Below are 18,156 nucleotides of genomic sequence, written 5' to 3'. Positions count from 1 at the left end.
AAGCTCGCAAGTAACAAGACAGGATCTTGATAAATTGTTTTCCAAATTTCTCAAGATTTTGGCTTGTTACCGCAGAGAGCTGGTGCATGAAGCTAGATCATAGAAAAGCTGAATGAACTCGTTCAACTCTCTTGCAATAAGACGAAATTTTGAGAAATTGTTCCTCAAATTTCTCAAGATTTTGGCTTGTTACCGCAGAGAGTTGGTGCATGAAGTTGGACACATAGAAAAGCTGAACAAACTTGGGCAGTCCGCAAAAAATAAGTACGGGATTTTTGAAAATTGCTACTCAAATTTTTAAAAATTTCGGCTTATTTATTGGCGGGCTAGTTTGTGAAGCTAGATCTAAGAAAAGCTGAATGAACCGGAAAGCTCGCAAGTAACAAGACAGGATAGAATTTCAAAAAAATTTAAAATCCGCTGTCAAAGCACTTAAACGTGTTTTTACAGCGGATTTTTTTAGGCTAGAAATTTAAGGTATGGTGTTAATCCGTCAAAATACGTAATCGTAAGCTCCTGCATTCCTCTGGAGGCTGCCGTATATAGCATTTTACGTTCGCGATCGTTAGCATAATTTTCTTTTGTGGTATTGTACAAAATTACGCGATCAAATTCCAAGCCTTTAGCCAAACTGATTGGTAAAATGGTGACTTCTGCTCTTGCCTTAGCTTCTTTTTTTAAAGCAGCATTTTGACCTTGCCACCATTTAGTTAAATCATCGGCCTCTTTTTGTGTTTTCGTAATAATCGTCACAGGCTTCATTTCATTTATTATGTTTCTTAAATCTGAAAGTTCGACGAGGTGTTTTACTGTCACTGCTTTACCCTTGGGACGCACAGGCACAATAGTAAAGTTTTCTTGGGCTGCTAATTGCTGGAAGACGGCTGTAATTGCACCACTGGACCGATAGCTATTTAATAAATCATAGCGGGTAACTTGTCTTTTAGAAGTTTCAAAGATCGCCGCAATCGTCGCAAAGTCCGTATTTGTATTAAAAATTGCTTGGTTGCTATCTCCCACTAAAGTAAAACGGCTGGCTTTAAACAATTGGCTTAGTAGAAAAATTTGCGCCGGTGTATAATCTTGCACTTCATCTACTAAAACATATTGCATCCGGCTAAGCGAGCTGGCTTGGATAAAACGGTGTTGGATGAATAACGCAATCGTCGCTTCATCGACAGTCATTACTTTTGCGGCCAAATAGGTTTCATTGGTGTAGGCTTGATATAAATCTGCCAACATTTTTTCTGGTTGGAGCCACGAAAAGTCGGCAATTTGTGCCGTGACAGCAGCAAATTTTTGTTGCAACAGCTTATGTGTATATTTTTGTAGTGTTTTAGGTGACTCATCTTGCAATAGGTGTCCAAAATATTTTTGTTGTTGCGTTTCCGATAAGGCTAAGAGACGATCTTGCCACGCTTTTTTCTGCGCTTGCTTTAACAAACGTCGCTGCCAATAACTATTTAATTTGGCTGCTACCCCTTGAAGTCGCTCACCAAAACTTGCCTCTGGTGGCGTCGTAGCAAACATTTCGGCTAATAACTCTGCTTTAATAATCACTTTTTTCTTTAGTGTGATTGCTTGAAAATAATTCCCCTGTTGCAAAATAGAACTGCCACTGGCAACAAATTCAGCAAATTTTCGACTACGGAGAATTTCTGTTTGGTCAGAAACGTCATTTTTCGTAATCCGCTCAAAGTAATCACTTTCTGTTTCCAACTCTTTATCTAACTGCCACACCAGTAACTTACGCCACGTCAAATTCCGAGGATTTTTCTCACCTAAGGCCGGCAAGACGTTAGCTAAATATTGAATAAATTTATCATTGGGGGATAAAATCAACACGTCATCGGCGCTAATTTGTTGGCGGAAAGAATAAAGTAAATAGGCGATCCGCTGCATAATCGCAGAAGTTTTTCCACTTCCTGCAACACCGTTCACCAAAATAATTTCAGCAGCCAGATCACGAATAATAACATTTTGTTCTTGCTGAATCGTGGCTGTAATAGCTTGCATCTGCTCAGTGGCACTATTTTCTAGTGCCGCAAGTAAAACGTCGTCTTCAATAGCGATATTGGTATCAAAATAATGCTTTAACTGATCATAGGCAATGACAAACTGCCGCCGCAAATCGATGGAAACAAAAATTTCTGCGCCATTAGCCAAATAGTGGGATTTTCCCAAAACGTTATTATAAAATAACTCAGCAATTGGAGAACGCCAATCATAAACTAAATTTTCATTCTCCGAACTAAAACCATTGATGCCAATATAAAAAGGCTGGCTTTTTTCATTGTCGAAATAATCCACCACAACTTTACCAAAATAGGCTTGGGGCAATAAACGCTCCACTTGCGCGAGGCGATTTGCTGCGGTTTCTTGCTTTAAGTTCAGTTGGTCAATTTCGCGATTTTTCATTTCCAATTGGGCATAGGTATCCAGATTATCAGCAAAATTATCAAAATTTAACCGCACATCCTGGGCCATCTCTTGTAAAGCAGCAATCCCAGCACTTTGCCCTTGTGCTAAAGTTTCAGTCAATTTTTCTTGTTCTTGTTGCAAAGCGTGATAAACTTTTTTCAAATACATTTCTTCTGCTTGTGTGTCGATGCGAACACCACTCCTAAATTTGCATTTGTGTCGCTATTTGTAAGCGGAAAACTATTCTACACCCCTACTTCTATTATCGCAATCTTTATGCTGTTACTTTTCATAAAGTACTAAATTTTTTACAGCTAAACTTCGTTAAAAAAAATTCCTATCAATGATCCGCTCTCAAAAATAAGCACAAAATATTTCTATATTCCTTCATTACTACACAAATTAAGATTTTTGAACAAAAAAACTCCTGTAGGTGACATTTTTAAAGATAGGAACTAAAAAGTCAAAATGGGAACTTTTTTGTTTACTTTCAAAATGTTGCTACCAGAGTTTTAAATCAAATTTGGTTACTTCGTTATAAACAGAGCTTATTTTTGTAATACTTCCAAAAAGGCTTCGCCATATTTCGCCAATTTATTTTCTCCCACCCCTTTAATTTGCAACATCTCTAATGTAGTTTGGGGCTGAACTTCTGCTAATTCATACAAAGTTTTATCGGAAAAAATAACATAAGGAGGTAAATTTTGCTTTGAGGCTAATTCCAAACGTAATTGCCGCAGCTTTTCAAATAGTTCATTATCTGGTGCCAATTTTTTCACTACTTGTGCTCTGCGCATCACTTTTTGCTGACCCAACAACACATTTTTACCTGTAGCTGAAATTTTTAGCAAAGGAAATTGTCCCTCTGTTGGCGTTAAATAGCCTTCTGCCGTTAGAAAGTCGATCAATTGGCTGACATCTTTTTGACTCCAGTCTTTCATCAATCCATAGGTGGATAACTTTTCAAAATGCCATTGGGTAATTTTTTGATCTTTTGAGCCGGTCAAAACTTTGCTAATTAATGCTTTACCAAAGCGTTCTCCCATGCGCTTTACACAAGACAACACTTTTTGCGCATCTAAGGTAATCTCTTCAACTGCCCGTTCATCTAAGCAATTACTACAATGTCCACACTCAGGACCGTCTTCGCCAAAATAGCGTAAAATATACCGCTGTAAACACATTTCAGTATGGGCATATTGACTCATTTCCCGCAATTTCAAATATTCTTTTTGCTTATAATCAATCTCCATATCGGAATTATCAATAAAAAATTGCTGTACCTGTAAATCTTGGGGCGCATACATCAAAATCGCTTCGCTGGGTAAGCCGTCTCGCCCTGCACGTCCTGCTTTTTGATAATAAGATTCAATATTTCCCGGCGTTTGCGCGTGAATGACAAAACGGACATTACTTTTATTAATCCCCATGCCAAAAGCGTTGGTTGCTACCATCACTTTAATTTCATCAAATAAAAAAGCCTCTTGTGCTCTAGTGCGGGCTGCTTCTGTTAAACCGCCATGGTAGTAGCCGGCCGCAATTTTTTTGCTTTTCAACAAGTGATACACCCGCTCAACTTCTTTTCGCGTACTGGCATAAATAATACCCGCTTGATTGGCATTGACCCGTAAGTATTCTAATAAATAGCTGTCTTTGGCATCTTTTACCACTTGAAAAGCCAAGTTTTCCCGCGCGAAGCCGGTTTGTACTTTATTGTTAGCTGGAATTTCTAAACTGTTTTCAATATCTGCCGCAACTTGGGGCGTTGCCGTAGCCGTTAGCGCAATAACTGCCGGCCTTTGAGGCAATGCTTTAATCTCTTTTGCTAACTGCAAATAGCTGGGGCGAAAATCGTGCCCCCATTGGGAAATACAATGGGCTTCGTCCACTGCAATGAGGCTGATTTTTTCTTGTTGCAACAATTGCTTAAAAGAAAACATCTCAAATCGTTCCGGTGCCACATAAACCAATTTATATTTTCCGTAAGCAGCATCTTTTAGCCGCACACTCACTTCTTCTTGTGACAGACTGCTGTTGACAAAAGTTGCCGCAATCCCCATTTCATTTAATGCATCCACTTGGTCTTTCATTAAAGAAATTAAAGGAGACACAACTAAAGTCAAGCCATCTAATAAAAGAGCCGGCAGCTGATAGCAAATGGATTTGCCGCCACCAGTTGGCATAATTCCCAACACATTTTCGTTTTTCAAGACTTTTTGAATTAACTCCAATTGACCTGCGCGAAAACTTTCATAGCCAAATTTTTCTTTTAATAATTGTGTTAAAACATCCACGTATAATCCTCTTCTCACTACTTTTTACGGCTTTTGATTCAGCTTCTCTTGTCACTCATCTTAACATGGAAAACTTTGTAAAAAAAGGTTGTAAAAATTCGGTGAATGGTTAGCAGATAAAGTGCTGGGACATTCATCTGTCTGAAATTCCTATTTGCGTATAAATGCTGTGCTAAAAGGAGCTTCTTTGGCTATAAGTGAAAACTTCTTGAAACTTGAGGTGTAGTTCAACATCTTTTGGATTGTGATTTGCGCAAAAATTATTGAAAATTTCCGTTTCTTACTAAAAAGCTACTCATCAAAGCTACTCATCTTAGTGCACCGCAATTATTATTGGTGTAGCGTGTTTTTACTCATTAAATTCTTCGCTACAAATAATTACGCAATAAAATGACAATATATTTTTATTTTTTCTCAGTTTTTTTTCATACATATTTTATTTTGCTTGTTGTATTTTGACGCATAAACAAAAAAAGTGTAAGCTTGGTGAGGCGAATTTCAGCTAACAGGAGGTTGTGCTGTGAGTTATTTATCAATCCAAAATATCAGCAAGCTTTATCCCCATAAAAAGACAAAAGCGCTGCAAGATTTTTCTTTAGATGTGGCAAAAGGTGAATTTATTGCCATCGTTGGACCCAGCGGTAGTGGAAAATCGACGCTTTTAAATATTTTGACCGGTTTTGAAGAACCCAGTAGCGGGCAAATCACTTTAGCTGACCAAGAAATTACAAAATTGGCACCTAAAGACCGCAATATGGCGTTAGTCTTTCAAGAGTATGCCTTATTTCCCCACATGACGGCGGCAGAAAACATTACTTTTGGCATGAAAATTCGAAAAACAGCAAAAAAAGAACGACAAGAAAAATTAGACTGGGTAACAAAAGAGTTAGGTTTGACAGAGGTAGTAAATGTTTTGCCCAAAAACTTATCTGGGGGACAAAGACAACGGGTTTCCTTAGCGCGGGCAATCGTGCGTAACCCCAAGCTATTTTTAATGGATGAGCCTTTATCCAATTTAGATGCCAAATTACAAGATCAAGTGGGGGATTTAATTTTAGCTACCCATAAAAAATTACAGGCGACGACTTTGTTTGTCACCCATTCCCAAGAAGAAGCCATGTCATTAGCCGATCGTATCATTGTTTTAAAAGACGGCCTTATCCAACAAGTTGGTACACCCCACGAAGTTTATGAAAAGCCCCAGAACCGTTTTGTGGCAGAATTTATTGGCCGCCCTGCGATTAATTTATTTCCTTTTAGTAAATTGCCGCAAAAATTGCAGCAGCAATTTCCCCGGGAGTCAAAAAAATTAGTCGCCATTCGCAGTGAGTATCTTCATATTCGTGAAATTTCACACAAAGATGGTGGATTTACGGCTCCTTTAGAAATAGGGGTCGTCACAGAAATTCGGTATTATGGGGGCAGCAGTATTTTACAGCTTGCGTGGCAAGATAGCATACTTTCAGTCAAAACATACCAAGATACCAGCAATTTAATGGGCCAACGCGTTCATTTTACTTTTGATACCAGCAAACTACTCTTTTTTGATTTGTAAATTTTAGCTGACCAAACAGCTATTTATTTTTATTTTATTGGAGGAAAGAACATGAAGAAAATTTATTTAGGGATGGCAGTAGCGGCGGCAACTTTATTTTTAGCAGCCTGCGGCAATTCTAAAGAAGCAAACACAAAAGAAAACGATAAAGTCAGCGGTGAATTGACCGTTGTCACCAATCGTACAGATGCAGATAAACTCTATGATCAAATGGAAAAAGATTTTAAGAAAAAATATCCTGAGATTACAGACATTAAATGGGAGTCTGCTGGCACTGATTACGATCAATACATCGCAAATCGCATGAACACCAAAGATTATGGTGACGTCGTTTTTGTGCCTTTTTCAATGGCAGGCAAACCACAAGATTACAGTAAATACTTTGAAGAGCTAGGCACAACAAAAGCGATGGAAAAAGATTATCTGGACGTCACTGAAGCCGATTACGACGGCAAAGCATACGGCTTGCCGACTGTTTTAAACTCATTGGGTTTAGTTTACAATGAAGCAGTTTTCAAAAAAGCCGGCATTGATAAATTACCCCAATCAACCGATGAATTAATCGCAGACGCTAAAATGATTAAAGAAAAAACTGGTGCAATTGCCTTTTATACCAATTACCAACGCTTAGCTGTTTGGGCAGGCGCGTTGTCTTCTTATGGTGGTGAAGACTTCAAAAAAGAAATGGTGACAAGTAAAACTGCCTTTAAAGACGGGCAACCAATTCGGGAAGTCATGGATGTTATTTACGAATTAGCAAAAGCTGGTTTAATTGAAAAAGATCCCGTTACCCTAGAAACCCAACAAGCACAACAACAATTAGCTGATGGCAAAATCGCCATGCTAATGAGCGGCTCCCAAGATGTCGCCCCAATTCAAAAATTAAGCAAAGATACCATCAACATTATGCCATTTCCACATTTATTAGCTGGTAAAACCAGCTTAGCTCTTGGTGCACCTTCTGTGATTGGCATTAACAAAAATTCTAAAAATAAAGTCGCTGCCAAAGCTTTCCTAGACTTTTTCATTGATCCTGCTTCTGGTTTTGCCAAAGATATGGGCGGCATGACACCTGTTAAAGCCAAATTAAATGAAAGCCAGCAAAAAGCGATTAAAGAAAACAACGTCATCTTAACCGCCCCAGCAACAGACCCTGCTATTGAAGCCACATATAGCGCTATTGCAAATGAAGTCGGTGTTGGCCGCTTAACGGATGTTTTACAAAAAACTGTAAACATCGCATTATACCCTGATCAAAATGAAAGCTATCAAGATTATGTCGCAAGCCTAGAGAAAAAATGGGAGGCTGCAGCAAAAGCCCATGAATAAGCGCAGCCTAAAAAGAGAGGAAAAGCAGACCATTCTGCTTTTTCTCTCTTTACCGCTTTTATTGTTACTAATTTTTGGCCTCTTGCCGATTGGAACGTTAATTTACAATAGCTTTACCGATTGGGACGGACTTTCAGTTGAAAAAAACTTTGTCGGCTTTAAAAACTATATCACCATTTGGCAGGACCCGGTTTATTTTCAGGCCTTCAAAACCAATCTCTTTTACTTAGGCTCTGGTCTTTTACAAATCATGATAGCCTTAGCTTTAGCCATTTTATTGTCGACAAAAACCTACGGCAAAAATATTTTTAAGGCTGTGATTGTTTTTCCCATTATGATCAGTGGTGTGGCCACTTCTTTGATTTTCCGCCTGTTCTTTGAACCAGACGGCTCATTTGACCAGCTTTTGCAGTTTTTACATTTAGGCAAATTTATTCGCTTATGGCTGGGGGATCCGGCGGTGGCCAATTATACATTAGCTTTTATTTCCTTATGGCGCCATTTAGGCACGAGTTTTTTACTGTATTTTGCCGCCATTCAAGGTCTGCCTAAAGTGTATCAAAAAGCTGCTAGTTTAGAAGGCGCCAATTTATGGCAACAAACCCGCTATATTATTTTGCCAAATATTCGCACCGTTTTAAAATTGAACTTTATTTTACTCACCATTGGGGCTGTTTCCGCCTTTGAAATCCCCTTGATTATGACCAATGGTGCCAATGGAACTGCGACTTTTTTAGTCCAAACAATGAAAGTCGCCTTTGATCAAAAATTAGTCGGCCTAGGCTCTAGTCTAGCAGTTTTAATGTCTTTCATTGTGATTTTCTTAAGTTTAGCCCAGCAACGCTTTCAAAAGGAGGAGAAATAAATGCGAATGATTGCCAAAACTAGTAAATATTTCTTTTTAATTGCCTGGCTGTTTATTTGCTGCTATCCGCTTTTGACCGTTTTTTTTGGCTCTTTTAAAACTTACCAAGAATTTAACGCCACCCGCGGAATTACCCCGCCAACACAGTGGCACTTTGAAAATTATCGGCTGGCTTTTACCACTGGCAATCTGCCCCAAGCCTTTATTAACACCTTCATTTTAGTTTTTTGCGGTGTCTGCGGTAGTGTTTTAATTGGCTCAATGGTCGCTTATGTTTTAAATCGGTTTGATTTTCCTTTTAAAAAGCTGGTGATTGGGGCTTATTTTCTAATTTCGATGGTCCCGATGGTCGTCTCCCAAATTTCTACTTTCAAAATTATCACCGCATTAGGTTTTTACGATCGCCTAATTGCCCCGGTTGTAATTTATTTGGGAGCAGATGTTGTCATGATTTACGTCTATTTGCAAATGTATGAAAAAATCCCCGTTGAATTAGATAAGGCGGCACTGTTAGAAGGGGCTAGTTATTTTCAAATCTATCGCAAAATTTTATTTCCATTATTGCGACCAGCCACTGGCACAGTGATCGTTTTAAAAATGATTAGCATCTACAACGATTTTTATATTCCCTTTTTATATTTACCTGGTTCAGAGCACGGGACAGTTGCTACTGCCCTTTACCGCTTTATGGGCCCTAATCAAACCAACTGGCAAGTGATTTGTGCCTTGGTGATTTTAAGCATTATTCCGATGCTACTGGTCTTTTTAGCATTGCAAAAATATATTTATGAAAGTTTGGCAGGAGGTGTCAAGAGTTGAATGTTCTAACCTATTTACAGAGTTTTTCAAAACGCGCTTATACTGTCATGGAAGTGAGGACTGGCTTTGCCACCGGACTGCCGGTTTTAAGCGGGAGCTTTTTTGGTGCATATTTAACGGGAGAAATCCATTTTTTATACGTGATTTTATTTTTTATTGCCGGCTTTTGCTTTAATATTGTCGCCAATACCGCCAATGAAATGCGCGCTTATTTAGCAAAGAAGAAAATGAAGCAACCTTTACCCACCACAAAGGGAGCGAGGGCTTGGTTCGTGGCGATGCCAAATTTTTAGATGCTGTCTTTGTTTTACTCCTCATGATTGCCCTTGGCGGCAGCTGTGGTCTGCTGCTGGTTTTTCTCACCAAAGATTTGTGGCTGCTCGCTTGGGGATTAGTTGGTTTACTGGCGGCAATTACGTATTCCTTAGGTCCAAAACCTTACCTGCTTTATCCAGTAGGAGAAATCGTCTCTGGCTTTTTTGTCGGTGGCCTTGCCTGCTACTTAGCAGCTAGGGTGCAAATTGGCAGTGGCAGTTGGCAGCTACTTGTATATAGCGTAATTCCCATGATTTTAACCGTCTTTTTAATGTCCACCAATAACGTGGGCGACTACGAAAAAGATCGCGGCGTACGGATAACATTGCCTCACGTCATCGGTTTTCGCAATGCCATTTTACTTGTGATACCTGAATTTTTGCTCTTGTTTAGTTGTTGGGTAATTCTTTTGGCAACGCAAACCATTCCCTGGTGGCAATTTTTAGTCGGCTGTTTGATTTTTTACCGCCAAGGCTGGCAACGTTGGTACAAAGACTATTGGAAAATTCCGGCTGTTTACCCTGAAATGGGCAAAGAATATGGCCCTCGCCCCTTACTGTTGATTTATCACTTTAACACTTGGATGAGCCTTTTATTTTTCATCCAAATCATGGGAAGGAAGTACTTATAATGGAAAAAATCCGTTTGGTTCAAAATAAAATCAATCCCCTCGTGTTACCTGTAATTTTTGCCGATAAACTCGGTTACTTTGAAAAATTTGGTGTCCCCGTTGACTTAACCATTGCCGAAACCTTCCAATTCGCACAAAAAAGCAGTTTTGTCGCCGGTGATGTGGATGCTATGATGGGGGATTTAACCTTTTACTTTAACTACCGCCAGCAAGGAAAAGACGCTGTCGTCACCACTGATTTGACCCGCACCATTCAACTGCTGGTAAAAAAAGACGCGCCTAAAAAAGGGCTGCGCATCGGGGTCGCCCGTAAAGGACTGTTTCCCTTTTTTATGGCTCATGATTTAAAAAACATCCTCAACCAGCCTGAAATCGTGTGGGTCGATAACACCTACGAGCGGATGGACCTGCTGCAAAATGGGAAAATTGACGGCCTCGTTGCCATTGAACCATTTATCACAGACATCTTAAAAAGTCAGCCCGATACTGAAATTTTATGGCACTCCAAAAATTCGGACAAAAATATGGTGATGTGGTGCTTTGATCGCAAATTTTATGATAACAATGGCGAAACAGTTGCCAATTTCCACCGTGCCTTAGAAGCCGCTGCCCAAGACTTCAACGCCCTATCAGCTACTGAAAAGTGCGCTCAAGCGATAAAAGTTGCCCACTATACACCACAAGCCGCCGAAAACTTGCGCCACTTCACATTTGAAGAACAGCACAATTATGCGGCTAAAGATTTTGAATTATTAGCAGATTTCTTGTGGCAAACAGGCGAAGTAAACCAGAAGTATCTAGCAGCCGATTGCTTGCGGAAGGTGTTTTAGAGGAAGTTATTTTTGACAGGAAATTTTGACGTTGCGGTGTTTTGTTGCAGAATTTTCGTGGGAAAATATTGTTGGGAAATTTGGGCGCGGAAATTTTTGACGCAGAATCTTTTTGAAAAATTTTAGCGCGAACTTTTGCGTAATAATTATTACGCAAAAGAACAGGGATATTCGTTGGTTTGGAATGAAAAGCCTCTAAACTAAATGTGTTAGAAAATACGAGGGGTAAAATCGTTTTTTCTGCTACGTTTAGTTTAGAGGTTTATTTATTGGTTCTTATGACACACATCTACACACGACGCAATTCATCTTTCATGGCACTACGACGAGGATATTTTTGCAGTAATTCCTTTTTTAAAAGACTGGCTGCCACAATGCCACCGGGAATTTTTTTCAATTTCTGTAATTTTTGCGCGATTTGCTGATACTTCGGCCGCGTATCGTCTGTTTTTGCCTCTGCTCTAATGACCTCAGTAAAAATTTGAATTAACTCTTTGGGAAACGCTGCTTTAATTTCCTCCGCATGTCGTAAGACTAATTCAAAATTCCCCGTTTGTTTCGTGTGGTCCAATAACAAACGCCAATCTGCTTCCAGTGCGAATAACTTTTCAATTTCATTTGAATCTGCTAACTTTTGATAAATTTTTTCTTTTACCGCTGGCCATTTTTCAGCCCCAAAATGATTTTTCATCTCATGGAAAATCGATTCAGAACCTTTGTTGTGAACTAACAGTAATGCCCACAACTCCCCTTCATACTTCGAGATATCCTGCATTTGCAAATACAATATTTTCAATAGTTCGTGCCACTCACTCAACCAGTATGGGTCAGCTTGATCAATTACTAAATTTTCCTGTAATAATTTTTCAACTTCAGACAATTTGCCCTTTTCCCATAAAATATCTGCCTTAAAATTTCGCACGTTAGGTGAATCCCAATATTTTTGATACACCTTTTCACATTCTTTTTCATTGGCCGCAAATTTCAACTTTATTTCCAACCACAGCACAAAAGTATAGGCAAACTCATCCCCTGCTTCTATCTGTTGCATTTTCTCATCCGCGTCCTACTTTTCCTTTTGTAAAAATTTCTTCAATCACAAAAGACAGTTAGCAGCAATGAGCCTACTTTCACAACTAAAAAAAGATAAGTTAAACAAAAATAAATAACAGACATCTCATTTATTGGAGATGTCTGTTGTACTTATTGATTTTGTAAGAATTTCAACCAAAATTGCATAAAGGTCAATCCTCAACGTTTTTTTACAATATTTTTTTGTAGCGTAGCTAGGATTGATTTTCCTTTTTATGGAGCATAATCAACACCTAAAATAATTTTTCAGTAAGACTATTTCATAAACAACAGTAGCGTTTACTCTACTAAACTTTTAGCTTCGTTTGTACGTAAGATAATGGTTTAAAACAGCTTGGAATAAGCCATTACTCATGCTTTTATTTACTTCATCCCATTGCGGTTGTTGTTTGTAAAAGGCAATTTTATTTTCGATCAAATCCGACGTTGGTAAAGCAAAAAATTTGCTTGCTGTTTCATTTGGAATATTTAATTTATAGATTCCTTTTGTAATAACATCTGCCTTATTCGATTTTGCTAAGTCGTTATCGCGTAACCATTTTTCAAATTGCGCTTGTGCTTTCGTAACAAATTCTCTTTCCTTCATAAATTCACTATAGTGATTTAGAACTGCCAAAAATAAGCCGTTGCTGACAGCCTTATTTACTTCTTGCCAATTTGGTTGTTGCCGATAAAAAGCAATCTTCTCTTTTACCGCTTCTTCAGTATCCAGCTTGTAAAAATCAGCTTCTGTTTCACCTGGATATTTAATTTACTAATGCCCTTGCCAATCACTTCAGCTTTATTGGATTTCGCTTGTTCAGTTAACCTTAACCATTTTTCAAATTCTGTAGCTCTTTTATTCATACCAATTCTCCTTTACATCTCAATAATTTTATCTAATAAAAATAAAATAAATAATTACCAAAATAATCAAAATACCAGCACAACCTACCACTGCCAAAGAACCATCTTCTTCAGCCTTATTTGTACTTTCTGGTCTTGCATTATTAGATCTTCGCGGTGATAAATCTGGTCGGTAAGGTGTAGTCGTAGTCGCATTTGCTTTTTGTTTTGCATAATCTAGTAGTACAGATCGGAAACTTGGACTTGCAATATATCTATCTCCTTCAATATAATACGAAGACAGATTATGTAAATAATTTCCCCACAAATCATAAATTTCATCATCGCTAATAGCGGGATGGCTCTGCTTGAATTTTTTTATCCAATTTGGACCTTTGTCCGCTCCATTTCCAAAAAAACCCGCATACCGCATCACAACATTTGTTGTAATTTTCGGATTACCAAATTTTGCATCAGCTGCGTCTACGCTACCACCCTTCAATAAGTAATAACTTCCCGAATCTATTGATTGACGAATATAGTTATTAATATTTTGAAACTCTTTTTCTGTAATCCCTGGTACAGTATTTCCGCTTAACTCTGCCATCTCACAATCTCCTCACTTACTTTTTAGCAATACCTTACGATTTCTAAAAACGATACTCTTTCTAAATGTGAAACCATTTATTCCATACAAGAATTCCTGACCTTAAAGTCAGAAAGCATTTCAAAAAGTAGTTAACATACACACTATTTATTTTATTTTTGTTTCTGCAATGCCTTTATCATTTATTGTTGGGCATTACTCGATTAATTGAGACAATACAATTTCCTATTTGGTTCCATTTTGACTGTTATTCACCTCTGACAATGCCTTGTTTAAATCTATAAACAAACTGTTGATCGTTGTCGGATAATTACCAATCAATTTCAACGCCTGGATATATCCCTCACATTCAGCTTTCCCCTCCGCTACATTTCCTTGCAAAATTTTAATCAAGGCTACTTTACTTTTATAGATGACACGATAAAAGAGATCGGTCGGATCATCATCTACTTCCATATATTCTCTTGATTCATTAATCACTTCTTGCGCCAAATCTAGTCTTCGACGATCAACAAAAAAACTAACGATAAAGGTAATTAATTGAACTGTCTCTGGCCTATCATCGATATGCTCTTTTCTTTGTCGCTCAAAATTTCTGGCTACACGCTTGTAGTAAAGCATCACATCTTCTGCTGGCAAAAAATGAATAAAACTACCAAAAATAAAGTTTTCATATTCATACCAGTTATCAATTTGCTGCAAATGCTTACGTATGGACTTAATATCTTGATCTGAAATGGTCTTATTGATGTTGTAATAAAACCCTGCTTTTATAATTAGGCTAAGATGAAGATCTTTAGCAAATCCGTCACTTTCGTATGCCTTTTCAAATTGCTTAGCAAGTTGGTCAAGTTCATAGTACTTTTTTGAATAGATTAACTGATTTGCCACATTACTGAATTTCTCAAGTTGATCAAGCGTGTTGCCATCATGAATTTGCATGAATTCTTTCCATGATATAAAGATTCGATTTAACAGTAGTGTTAAATTATCAACCGTTATTTTTGAATCGCCTTTTTCAAATTTGTTTAAAAATTGCGGGCTTACAATTCCATCAGTTACTTCTTTAACTGTAAAACCTTTACTTTTACGGATTTTTCTAAAGGTTTCGCCATAATTTTTTTCCGTCATCTGATGACACCTCCATTCACGTTTGCTTAAATTTACTAGTTTCAGTTTACCTCAAAAAAATATCGTTTGAAAAAAAGCGAAACTATGCTTGCTATTTTTTCCCATATTGGGGGTCTACACGATAAAAAAGAAACTAAATTTACTTTATCTAAGCTAAATTATTTCTCAAGTTAAAAAATTAATACCTTGTTTTTAAAATACCGAACTAAACAAAAGAGACACCTGCTCGCAATGAGAAAGTGTCTGAAATCGTTGCAAAAGTTTTTAAGGTAAAGTTACCTCTATTGGATCTGATAATACTCCCCCACCATTTGAATATCTGGATACCATTCTATCTTTTGTTACTAGAAAATAGCCCTTTTTCGCTTTTTCAGTAGGGTCTTGACTGATAAAATATACCTGAAAATTTTCTTCACTATCTTGTATTGTTTGCATATATTGTAATGCCCAGCCTAAAGTTTCTTGATTAAATTTTTCTGCATATTGAGCTGCATTTTCAGCAGTAACCTGCTGCGTTTCATTTTTCGAATGTAACGCATATTCCCCACTTTGTAGCTTGTTGATAGCTTCTTTTTTTGCTTGACTAGCTTGCTCTTGCGAAATCCACCCTTGCTGAACTGCATTCCCATAATAATCAATTATGCCCCAAAATCTATCACCATATTCAGTACCTTCTAATCCAGATGCAGAATATATTTCATTACTTACAGTAAGCCCTCGTTGAGTTGGAGGAAAAGGGTTACCTTGCATGGTAAACTTATTGTAAGCGTCTACATATTTCTGAACGTTATCAGTAGATAGAATTTCTTTGACATTAACGGACTGTATGTCTTTTTCAGTCTCACTAGTAAATTCCAAGGAGTCGCTGGTAGAAGTTTTTAAAGAGGTAGCTGAGCTAGATTCTAATGTTTCACTTGAATCAGAAGTATCCTCTTTCTTGGTAGCAGTTGTAGTATCACTAGAAATTTTAGACATACTTTGTTTTTCATGAGTATTGCACCCTACTAAGAATGTTAAGGATAATAAAGTTGCGCTTAACATAGCAGCATATCTCATTCTTTTCATAATATTCACCCTTAAATTATTTAAAAAACATCATGACAATTGTTCCACACTTTAATAGTAACCTAACAATATACTCGCAACCGGATTACTTTCTAGAAAAGAATTACGCAGGAGTTATTGAAATAAGAACAAAATATGTTCCATGTACCAATCCAGAATACTATCTGAAAAACATCCCAACTAAATACAATAAAAATACAAGCTTTATTTTATCGTATCAAAATATGGCACTTTATCAATTTCAATTTTCTTCTGAATATACATGAGATTTGACTACTAGTTTGAATGCTTATTCAGCCTAACAAGTGAGGTAGCTCATTTTACAAGCTCTTAAAATAAAAGTCAGCATAAATAGTACAACGTCTTATCTAATCAATTTCCCACTCTCAAATTCTTCTTGAACTGTATCTATCCAAATCATAAGCTCTTGGCATCCATGACCTTTCCCTCTAACTCTTTTCTTTTGTTGTTTTTTTCGATGCGATTATATTCTGTATGCTCCAATAATTCTACAATTTCAAATATCTGATTTATACGGCTCTTTATAATTTTAGTATTGCTATAAGACTTGGGAGATCAGTTAATTATTTCAGTACAAACTTTTTATTATCCTTCAGCCGTTTTAAAGAATACTAGCTTTTTAGACTTTATATTATGCTTTTAGCGATTTCCTAAGGTATTGAATAAGAGCAGATAACCTGCAAAGTCTCCCCATCTTTTTCGATTTTTTTTACGATCACCTAACAAATTTCCCCACTCAAAATCCTGATCACTTTTTTTATAAACATAACGAATCATTGGTTCTAGTGTAGACATGTAAGCATTATGTTGTGCTGAACGAGAAGCATCAACACTAATCCGTTCATCTTGTGTTTGGAGGGCCCATTTAGAACGGACTATTACATACTTACTTGCTTCATCTATTAAATCTTCCCATAATGTACGAAAATCTTCGTCCTCTTTATCAGCTTGTCTCATAATGCCATTATAAATTTCTAACGCCTCATCAATTCTCATAGCACTATCTTGTTGTAAATAATTTTCAAAAGTAAAATTAATCATTTAAACATCTCCAATTTCATTAAACATCTAACTGCTGTAAATTTATCAATACTTATTTTATCTATATCTTTATACATCAAATTTCCGCCTCTAGTAGGCAACAATAAGTTTTCCTGGTATAGCATAAAATTTCATTCCTATCTCAAAAATACTTATAGTCAATTCATTAAGCAGCTTTTCGTTTTAAAATAACGAAATTTCTAAAATTTTTTTCCGCTATTTTACCCATATAAACAGTTTTAAAATCGACTTCGATTAATTGGGCTATTGGCAAGGTTAAGCGGTGCTCATTTTCAAATTAGAACATATCTTTGATTATATCTTCTCTGATATATAAATCTAACCTATTGTTTAATAGGTACTCAGACTTTTTTATTTAGATCAATCGTTAAAGTGTGAACATTTCCATTAATATTTTGCCCCACATCCTTCTATTTATTCAAATTCGATATTTTCTCACATATATTAAACCTTGATTATGCAATCACTTAATTTCATATTTAATTAAGGAATCGGTTTCAGTATTTTTTTCAAAGCTGAAATACTTTTTTGTTTCTGTATCATATTCTAGAACGGGAATATTTTTTGTAGCCAAAACATTGCCATCAATAAAGAAATGACTTTCTCCATCCCAATATACTTTTCCGGCATACGATAAATCTTTCGATACCTCAGTGCTCCAAACATGTCCAGCGATAATATCTTTGTAAAAAGACCCCGTTTTAGGTGGATACATATTAGTAAATTCTTCGTCAGCAGTAGCATACTTCCAGAGTCCATCCGGGTACTCAGCAATTCCAGCATGAACGAATATTTGATTATCGGTTTCAATAAAACGTGAAGCGGCGTCTTTTTTATGTAGCCATTTTATAAGACCCGTTTTATTGCCTACAGACTTGATTGCAGCAATCAAGTCCTGCACCATAGCACGTTTTGACTTACCGTCTGCATTCTTAACTATGATATTGTACTCCTCTGGGTTATCTCTAAAAAAACTTTTAATTGTGGAAACACCACCACTACTCAAATAACCAAATAAATCATTATCTTTTTGTTCTAACCAATTCATAAAGGCTTCATCATGATTGCCCCACAACACTTTTATCTGCTCTGGGTATTTCTGTTCTAGTTTCATAATCTGTTTTAATATACGGTAGGAATCTTTACCACCATCAACATAATCTCCTAATAAATATAACTGATTCTCTTTTGAAACACTCAAATCAATTAATCGTAATACTTGTCTAAAAGCTTTATAGCAGCCATGTATATCACTAACAGCATAAATTTTTGCCATAACTGTTACTCCTTTGTC

At 37.0% G+C, this 18,156-nt stretch carries 17 protein-coding genes; 7 read left to right on the top strand and 10 right to left on the bottom strand.

Annotated features, from left to right (window positions below):
• Nucleotides 1-459: 459 nt before the first annotated feature.
• Nucleotides 460-2,589: a HelD family protein gene (locus tag P3T75_RS00780; RefSeq protein WP_282461969.1), complete on the bottom strand. Its 2,130-nt coding sequence runs from the start codon at nucleotides 2,587-2,589 to the stop codon at nucleotides 460-462.
• Between the two features lie 380 nt (nucleotides 2,590-2,969).
• A complete protein-coding gene (recQ, locus tag P3T75_RS00775; RefSeq protein ID WP_282461968.1) occupies nucleotides 2,970-4,715 on the bottom strand; it encodes a DNA helicase RecQ in 1,746 nt (581 codons plus the stop codon).
• 520 nt (nucleotides 4,716-5,235) lie between these two features.
• Here recQ and P3T75_RS00770 point away from each other — a divergent pair.
• The 7 genes from P3T75_RS00770 to P3T75_RS00740 all read left to right on the top strand — a co-directional run bounded on the left by P3T75_RS00770 (nucleotide 5,236) and on the right by P3T75_RS00740 (nucleotide 11,059).
• Entirely contained in the window at nucleotides 5,236-6,270 is a 1,035-nt protein-coding gene (locus tag P3T75_RS00770; protein ID WP_282461967.1) for an ABC transporter ATP-binding protein, read from the top strand.
• Between the two features lie 51 nt (nucleotides 6,271-6,321).
• Entirely contained in the window at nucleotides 6,322-7,599 is a 1,278-nt protein-coding gene (locus P3T75_RS00765; protein WP_282461966.1) for an ABC transporter substrate-binding protein, read from the top strand.
• 61 nt (nucleotides 7,600-7,660) lie between these two features.
• Nucleotides 7,661-8,464, top strand: coding sequence for a carbohydrate ABC transporter permease (locus P3T75_RS00760; RefSeq protein ID WP_282461965.1), 804 nt, complete (start codon nucleotides 7,661-7,663; stop codon nucleotides 8,462-8,464).
• Complete coding sequence (locus P3T75_RS00755; protein ID WP_206903255.1) at nucleotides 8,465-9,283, top strand: carbohydrate ABC transporter permease; 819 nt, start codon at nucleotides 8,465-8,467, stop codon at nucleotides 9,281-9,283.
• Nucleotides 9,280-9,576, top strand: a complete 297-nt coding sequence (locus P3T75_RS00750; protein ID WP_282461964.1) for a hypothetical protein — start codon at nucleotides 9,280-9,282, stop codon at nucleotides 9,574-9,576. Before P3T75_RS00755 ends, P3T75_RS00750 begins: the two co-directional genes overlap by 4 nt.
• Complete coding sequence (locus tag P3T75_RS00745) at nucleotides 9,549-10,229, top strand: prenyltransferase (RefSeq protein ID WP_282461963.1); 681 nt, start codon at nucleotides 9,549-9,551, stop codon at nucleotides 10,227-10,229. The genes P3T75_RS00750 and P3T75_RS00745 overlap by 28 nt, the downstream gene beginning before the upstream one ends.
• Complete coding sequence (locus P3T75_RS00740; RefSeq protein ID WP_206903253.1) at nucleotides 10,229-11,059, top strand: ABC transporter substrate-binding protein; 831 nt, start codon at nucleotides 10,229-10,231, stop codon at nucleotides 11,057-11,059. The genes P3T75_RS00745 and P3T75_RS00740 overlap by 1 nt, the downstream gene beginning before the upstream one ends.
• Nucleotides 11,060-11,348: 289 nt before the next feature.
• Here the strand turns inward: P3T75_RS00740 and P3T75_RS00735 are convergent, their stop codons facing one another.
• The 8 genes from P3T75_RS00735 to P3T75_RS00700 all read right to left on the bottom strand — a co-directional run bounded on the left by P3T75_RS00735 (nucleotide 11,349) and on the right by P3T75_RS00700 (nucleotide 18,138).
• Entirely contained in the window at nucleotides 11,349-12,110 is a 762-nt protein-coding gene (locus P3T75_RS00735) for a hypothetical protein (RefSeq protein WP_282461962.1), read from the bottom strand.
• Nucleotides 12,111-12,446: 336 nt separating this feature from the next.
• The gene (locus P3T75_RS00730; protein ID WP_282461961.1) at nucleotides 12,447-12,737 is read right to left on the bottom strand and encodes a hypothetical protein; all 291 of its coding nucleotides are present in this window, start codon (nucleotides 12,735-12,737) and stop codon (nucleotides 12,447-12,449) included.
• A 104-nt stretch (nucleotides 12,738-12,841) separates the two neighbouring features.
• A complete protein-coding gene (locus P3T75_RS00725) occupies nucleotides 12,842-12,997 on the bottom strand; it encodes a hypothetical protein (protein ID WP_282461960.1) in 156 nt (51 codons plus the stop codon).
• A gap of 28 nt (nucleotides 12,998-13,025) precedes the next feature.
• Nucleotides 13,026-13,583 carry a hypothetical protein gene (locus P3T75_RS00720; RefSeq protein WP_282461959.1) on the bottom strand — a complete coding sequence of 186 codons (558 nt, stop codon included), beginning with the start codon at nucleotides 13,581-13,583 and terminating at the stop codon, nucleotides 13,026-13,028.
• Nucleotides 13,584-13,808: 225 nt separating this feature from the next.
• The gene (locus P3T75_RS00715; RefSeq protein WP_282461958.1) at nucleotides 13,809-14,714 is read right to left on the bottom strand and encodes an Rgg/GadR/MutR family transcriptional regulator; all 906 of its coding nucleotides are present in this window, start codon (nucleotides 14,712-14,714) and stop codon (nucleotides 13,809-13,811) included.
• Between the two features lie 264 nt (nucleotides 14,715-14,978).
• Nucleotides 14,979-15,779 (bottom strand): hypothetical protein, encoded by an 801-nt coding sequence (locus tag P3T75_RS00710; protein ID WP_282461957.1) that lies wholly within the window; start codon nucleotides 15,777-15,779, stop codon nucleotides 14,979-14,981.
• 660 nt (nucleotides 15,780-16,439) lie between these two features.
• Nucleotides 16,440-16,841 (bottom strand): hypothetical protein, encoded by a 402-nt coding sequence (locus P3T75_RS00705; protein ID WP_282461956.1) that lies wholly within the window; start codon nucleotides 16,839-16,841, stop codon nucleotides 16,440-16,442.
• A 484-nt stretch (nucleotides 16,842-17,325) separates the two neighbouring features.
• Nucleotides 17,326-18,138 carry a metallophosphoesterase gene (locus P3T75_RS00700; protein WP_282461955.1) on the bottom strand — a complete coding sequence of 271 codons (813 nt, stop codon included), beginning with the start codon at nucleotides 18,136-18,138 and terminating at the stop codon, nucleotides 17,326-17,328.
• Nucleotides 18,139-18,156: the final 18 nt, after the last annotated feature.

The organism is Enterococcus montenegrensis (assembly GCF_029983095.1).
GTDB classification, from domain to species: Bacteria; Bacillota; Bacilli; order Lactobacillales; family Enterococcaceae; genus Enterococcus_C; species Enterococcus_C montenegrensis.
Note: the sequence above shows the minus strand (reverse complement) of the source record. Positions and strands in the feature narration are given on the sequence as shown.

Bases quoted from the DNA above. Each gene is read 5' to 3' on its own strand.
- P3T75_RS00720 (WP_282461959.1), bottom strand. From the start codon at position 13,583: ATGGCAGAGTTAAGCGGAAATACTGTACCAGGGATTACAGAAAAAGAG.
- P3T75_RS00715 (WP_282461958.1), bottom strand. From the start codon at position 14,714: ATGACGGAAAAAAATTATGGCGAAACCTTTAGAAAAATCCGTAAAAGT.
- P3T75_RS00735 (WP_282461962.1), bottom strand. From the start codon at position 12,110: ATGCAACAGATAGAAGCAGGGGATGAGTTTGCCTATACTTTTGTGCTG.
- P3T75_RS00700 (WP_282461955.1), bottom strand. From the start codon at position 18,138: ATGGCAAAAATTTATGCTGTTAGTGATATACATGGCTGCTATAAAGCT.
- P3T75_RS00755 (WP_206903255.1), top strand. From the start codon at position 8,465: ATGCGAATGATTGCCAAAACTAGTAAATATTTCTTTTTAATTGCCTGG.
- P3T75_RS00710 (WP_282461957.1), bottom strand. From the start codon at position 15,779: ATGAAAAGAATGAGATATGCTGCTATGTTAAGCGCAACTTTATTATCC.
- P3T75_RS00780 (WP_282461969.1), bottom strand. From the start codon at position 2,589: ATGTATTTGAAAAAAGTTTATCACGCTTTGCAACAAGAACAAGAAAAA.
- P3T75_RS00740 (WP_206903253.1), top strand. From the start codon at position 10,229: ATGGAAAAAATCCGTTTGGTTCAAAATAAAATCAATCCCCTCGTGTTA.
- P3T75_RS00730 (WP_282461961.1), bottom strand. From the start codon at position 12,737: ATGAAGGAAAGAGAATTTGTTACGAAAGCACAAGCGCAATTTGAAAAA.
- P3T75_RS00765 (WP_282461966.1), top strand. From the start codon at position 6,322: ATGAAGAAAATTTATTTAGGGATGGCAGTAGCGGCGGCAACTTTATTT.
- P3T75_RS00705 (WP_282461956.1), bottom strand. From the start codon at position 16,841: ATGATTAATTTTACTTTTGAAAATTATTTACAACAAGATAGTGCTATG.
- P3T75_RS00725 (WP_282461960.1), bottom strand. From the start codon at position 12,997: ATGAATAAAAGAGCTACAGAATTTGAAAAATGGTTAAGGTTAACTGAA.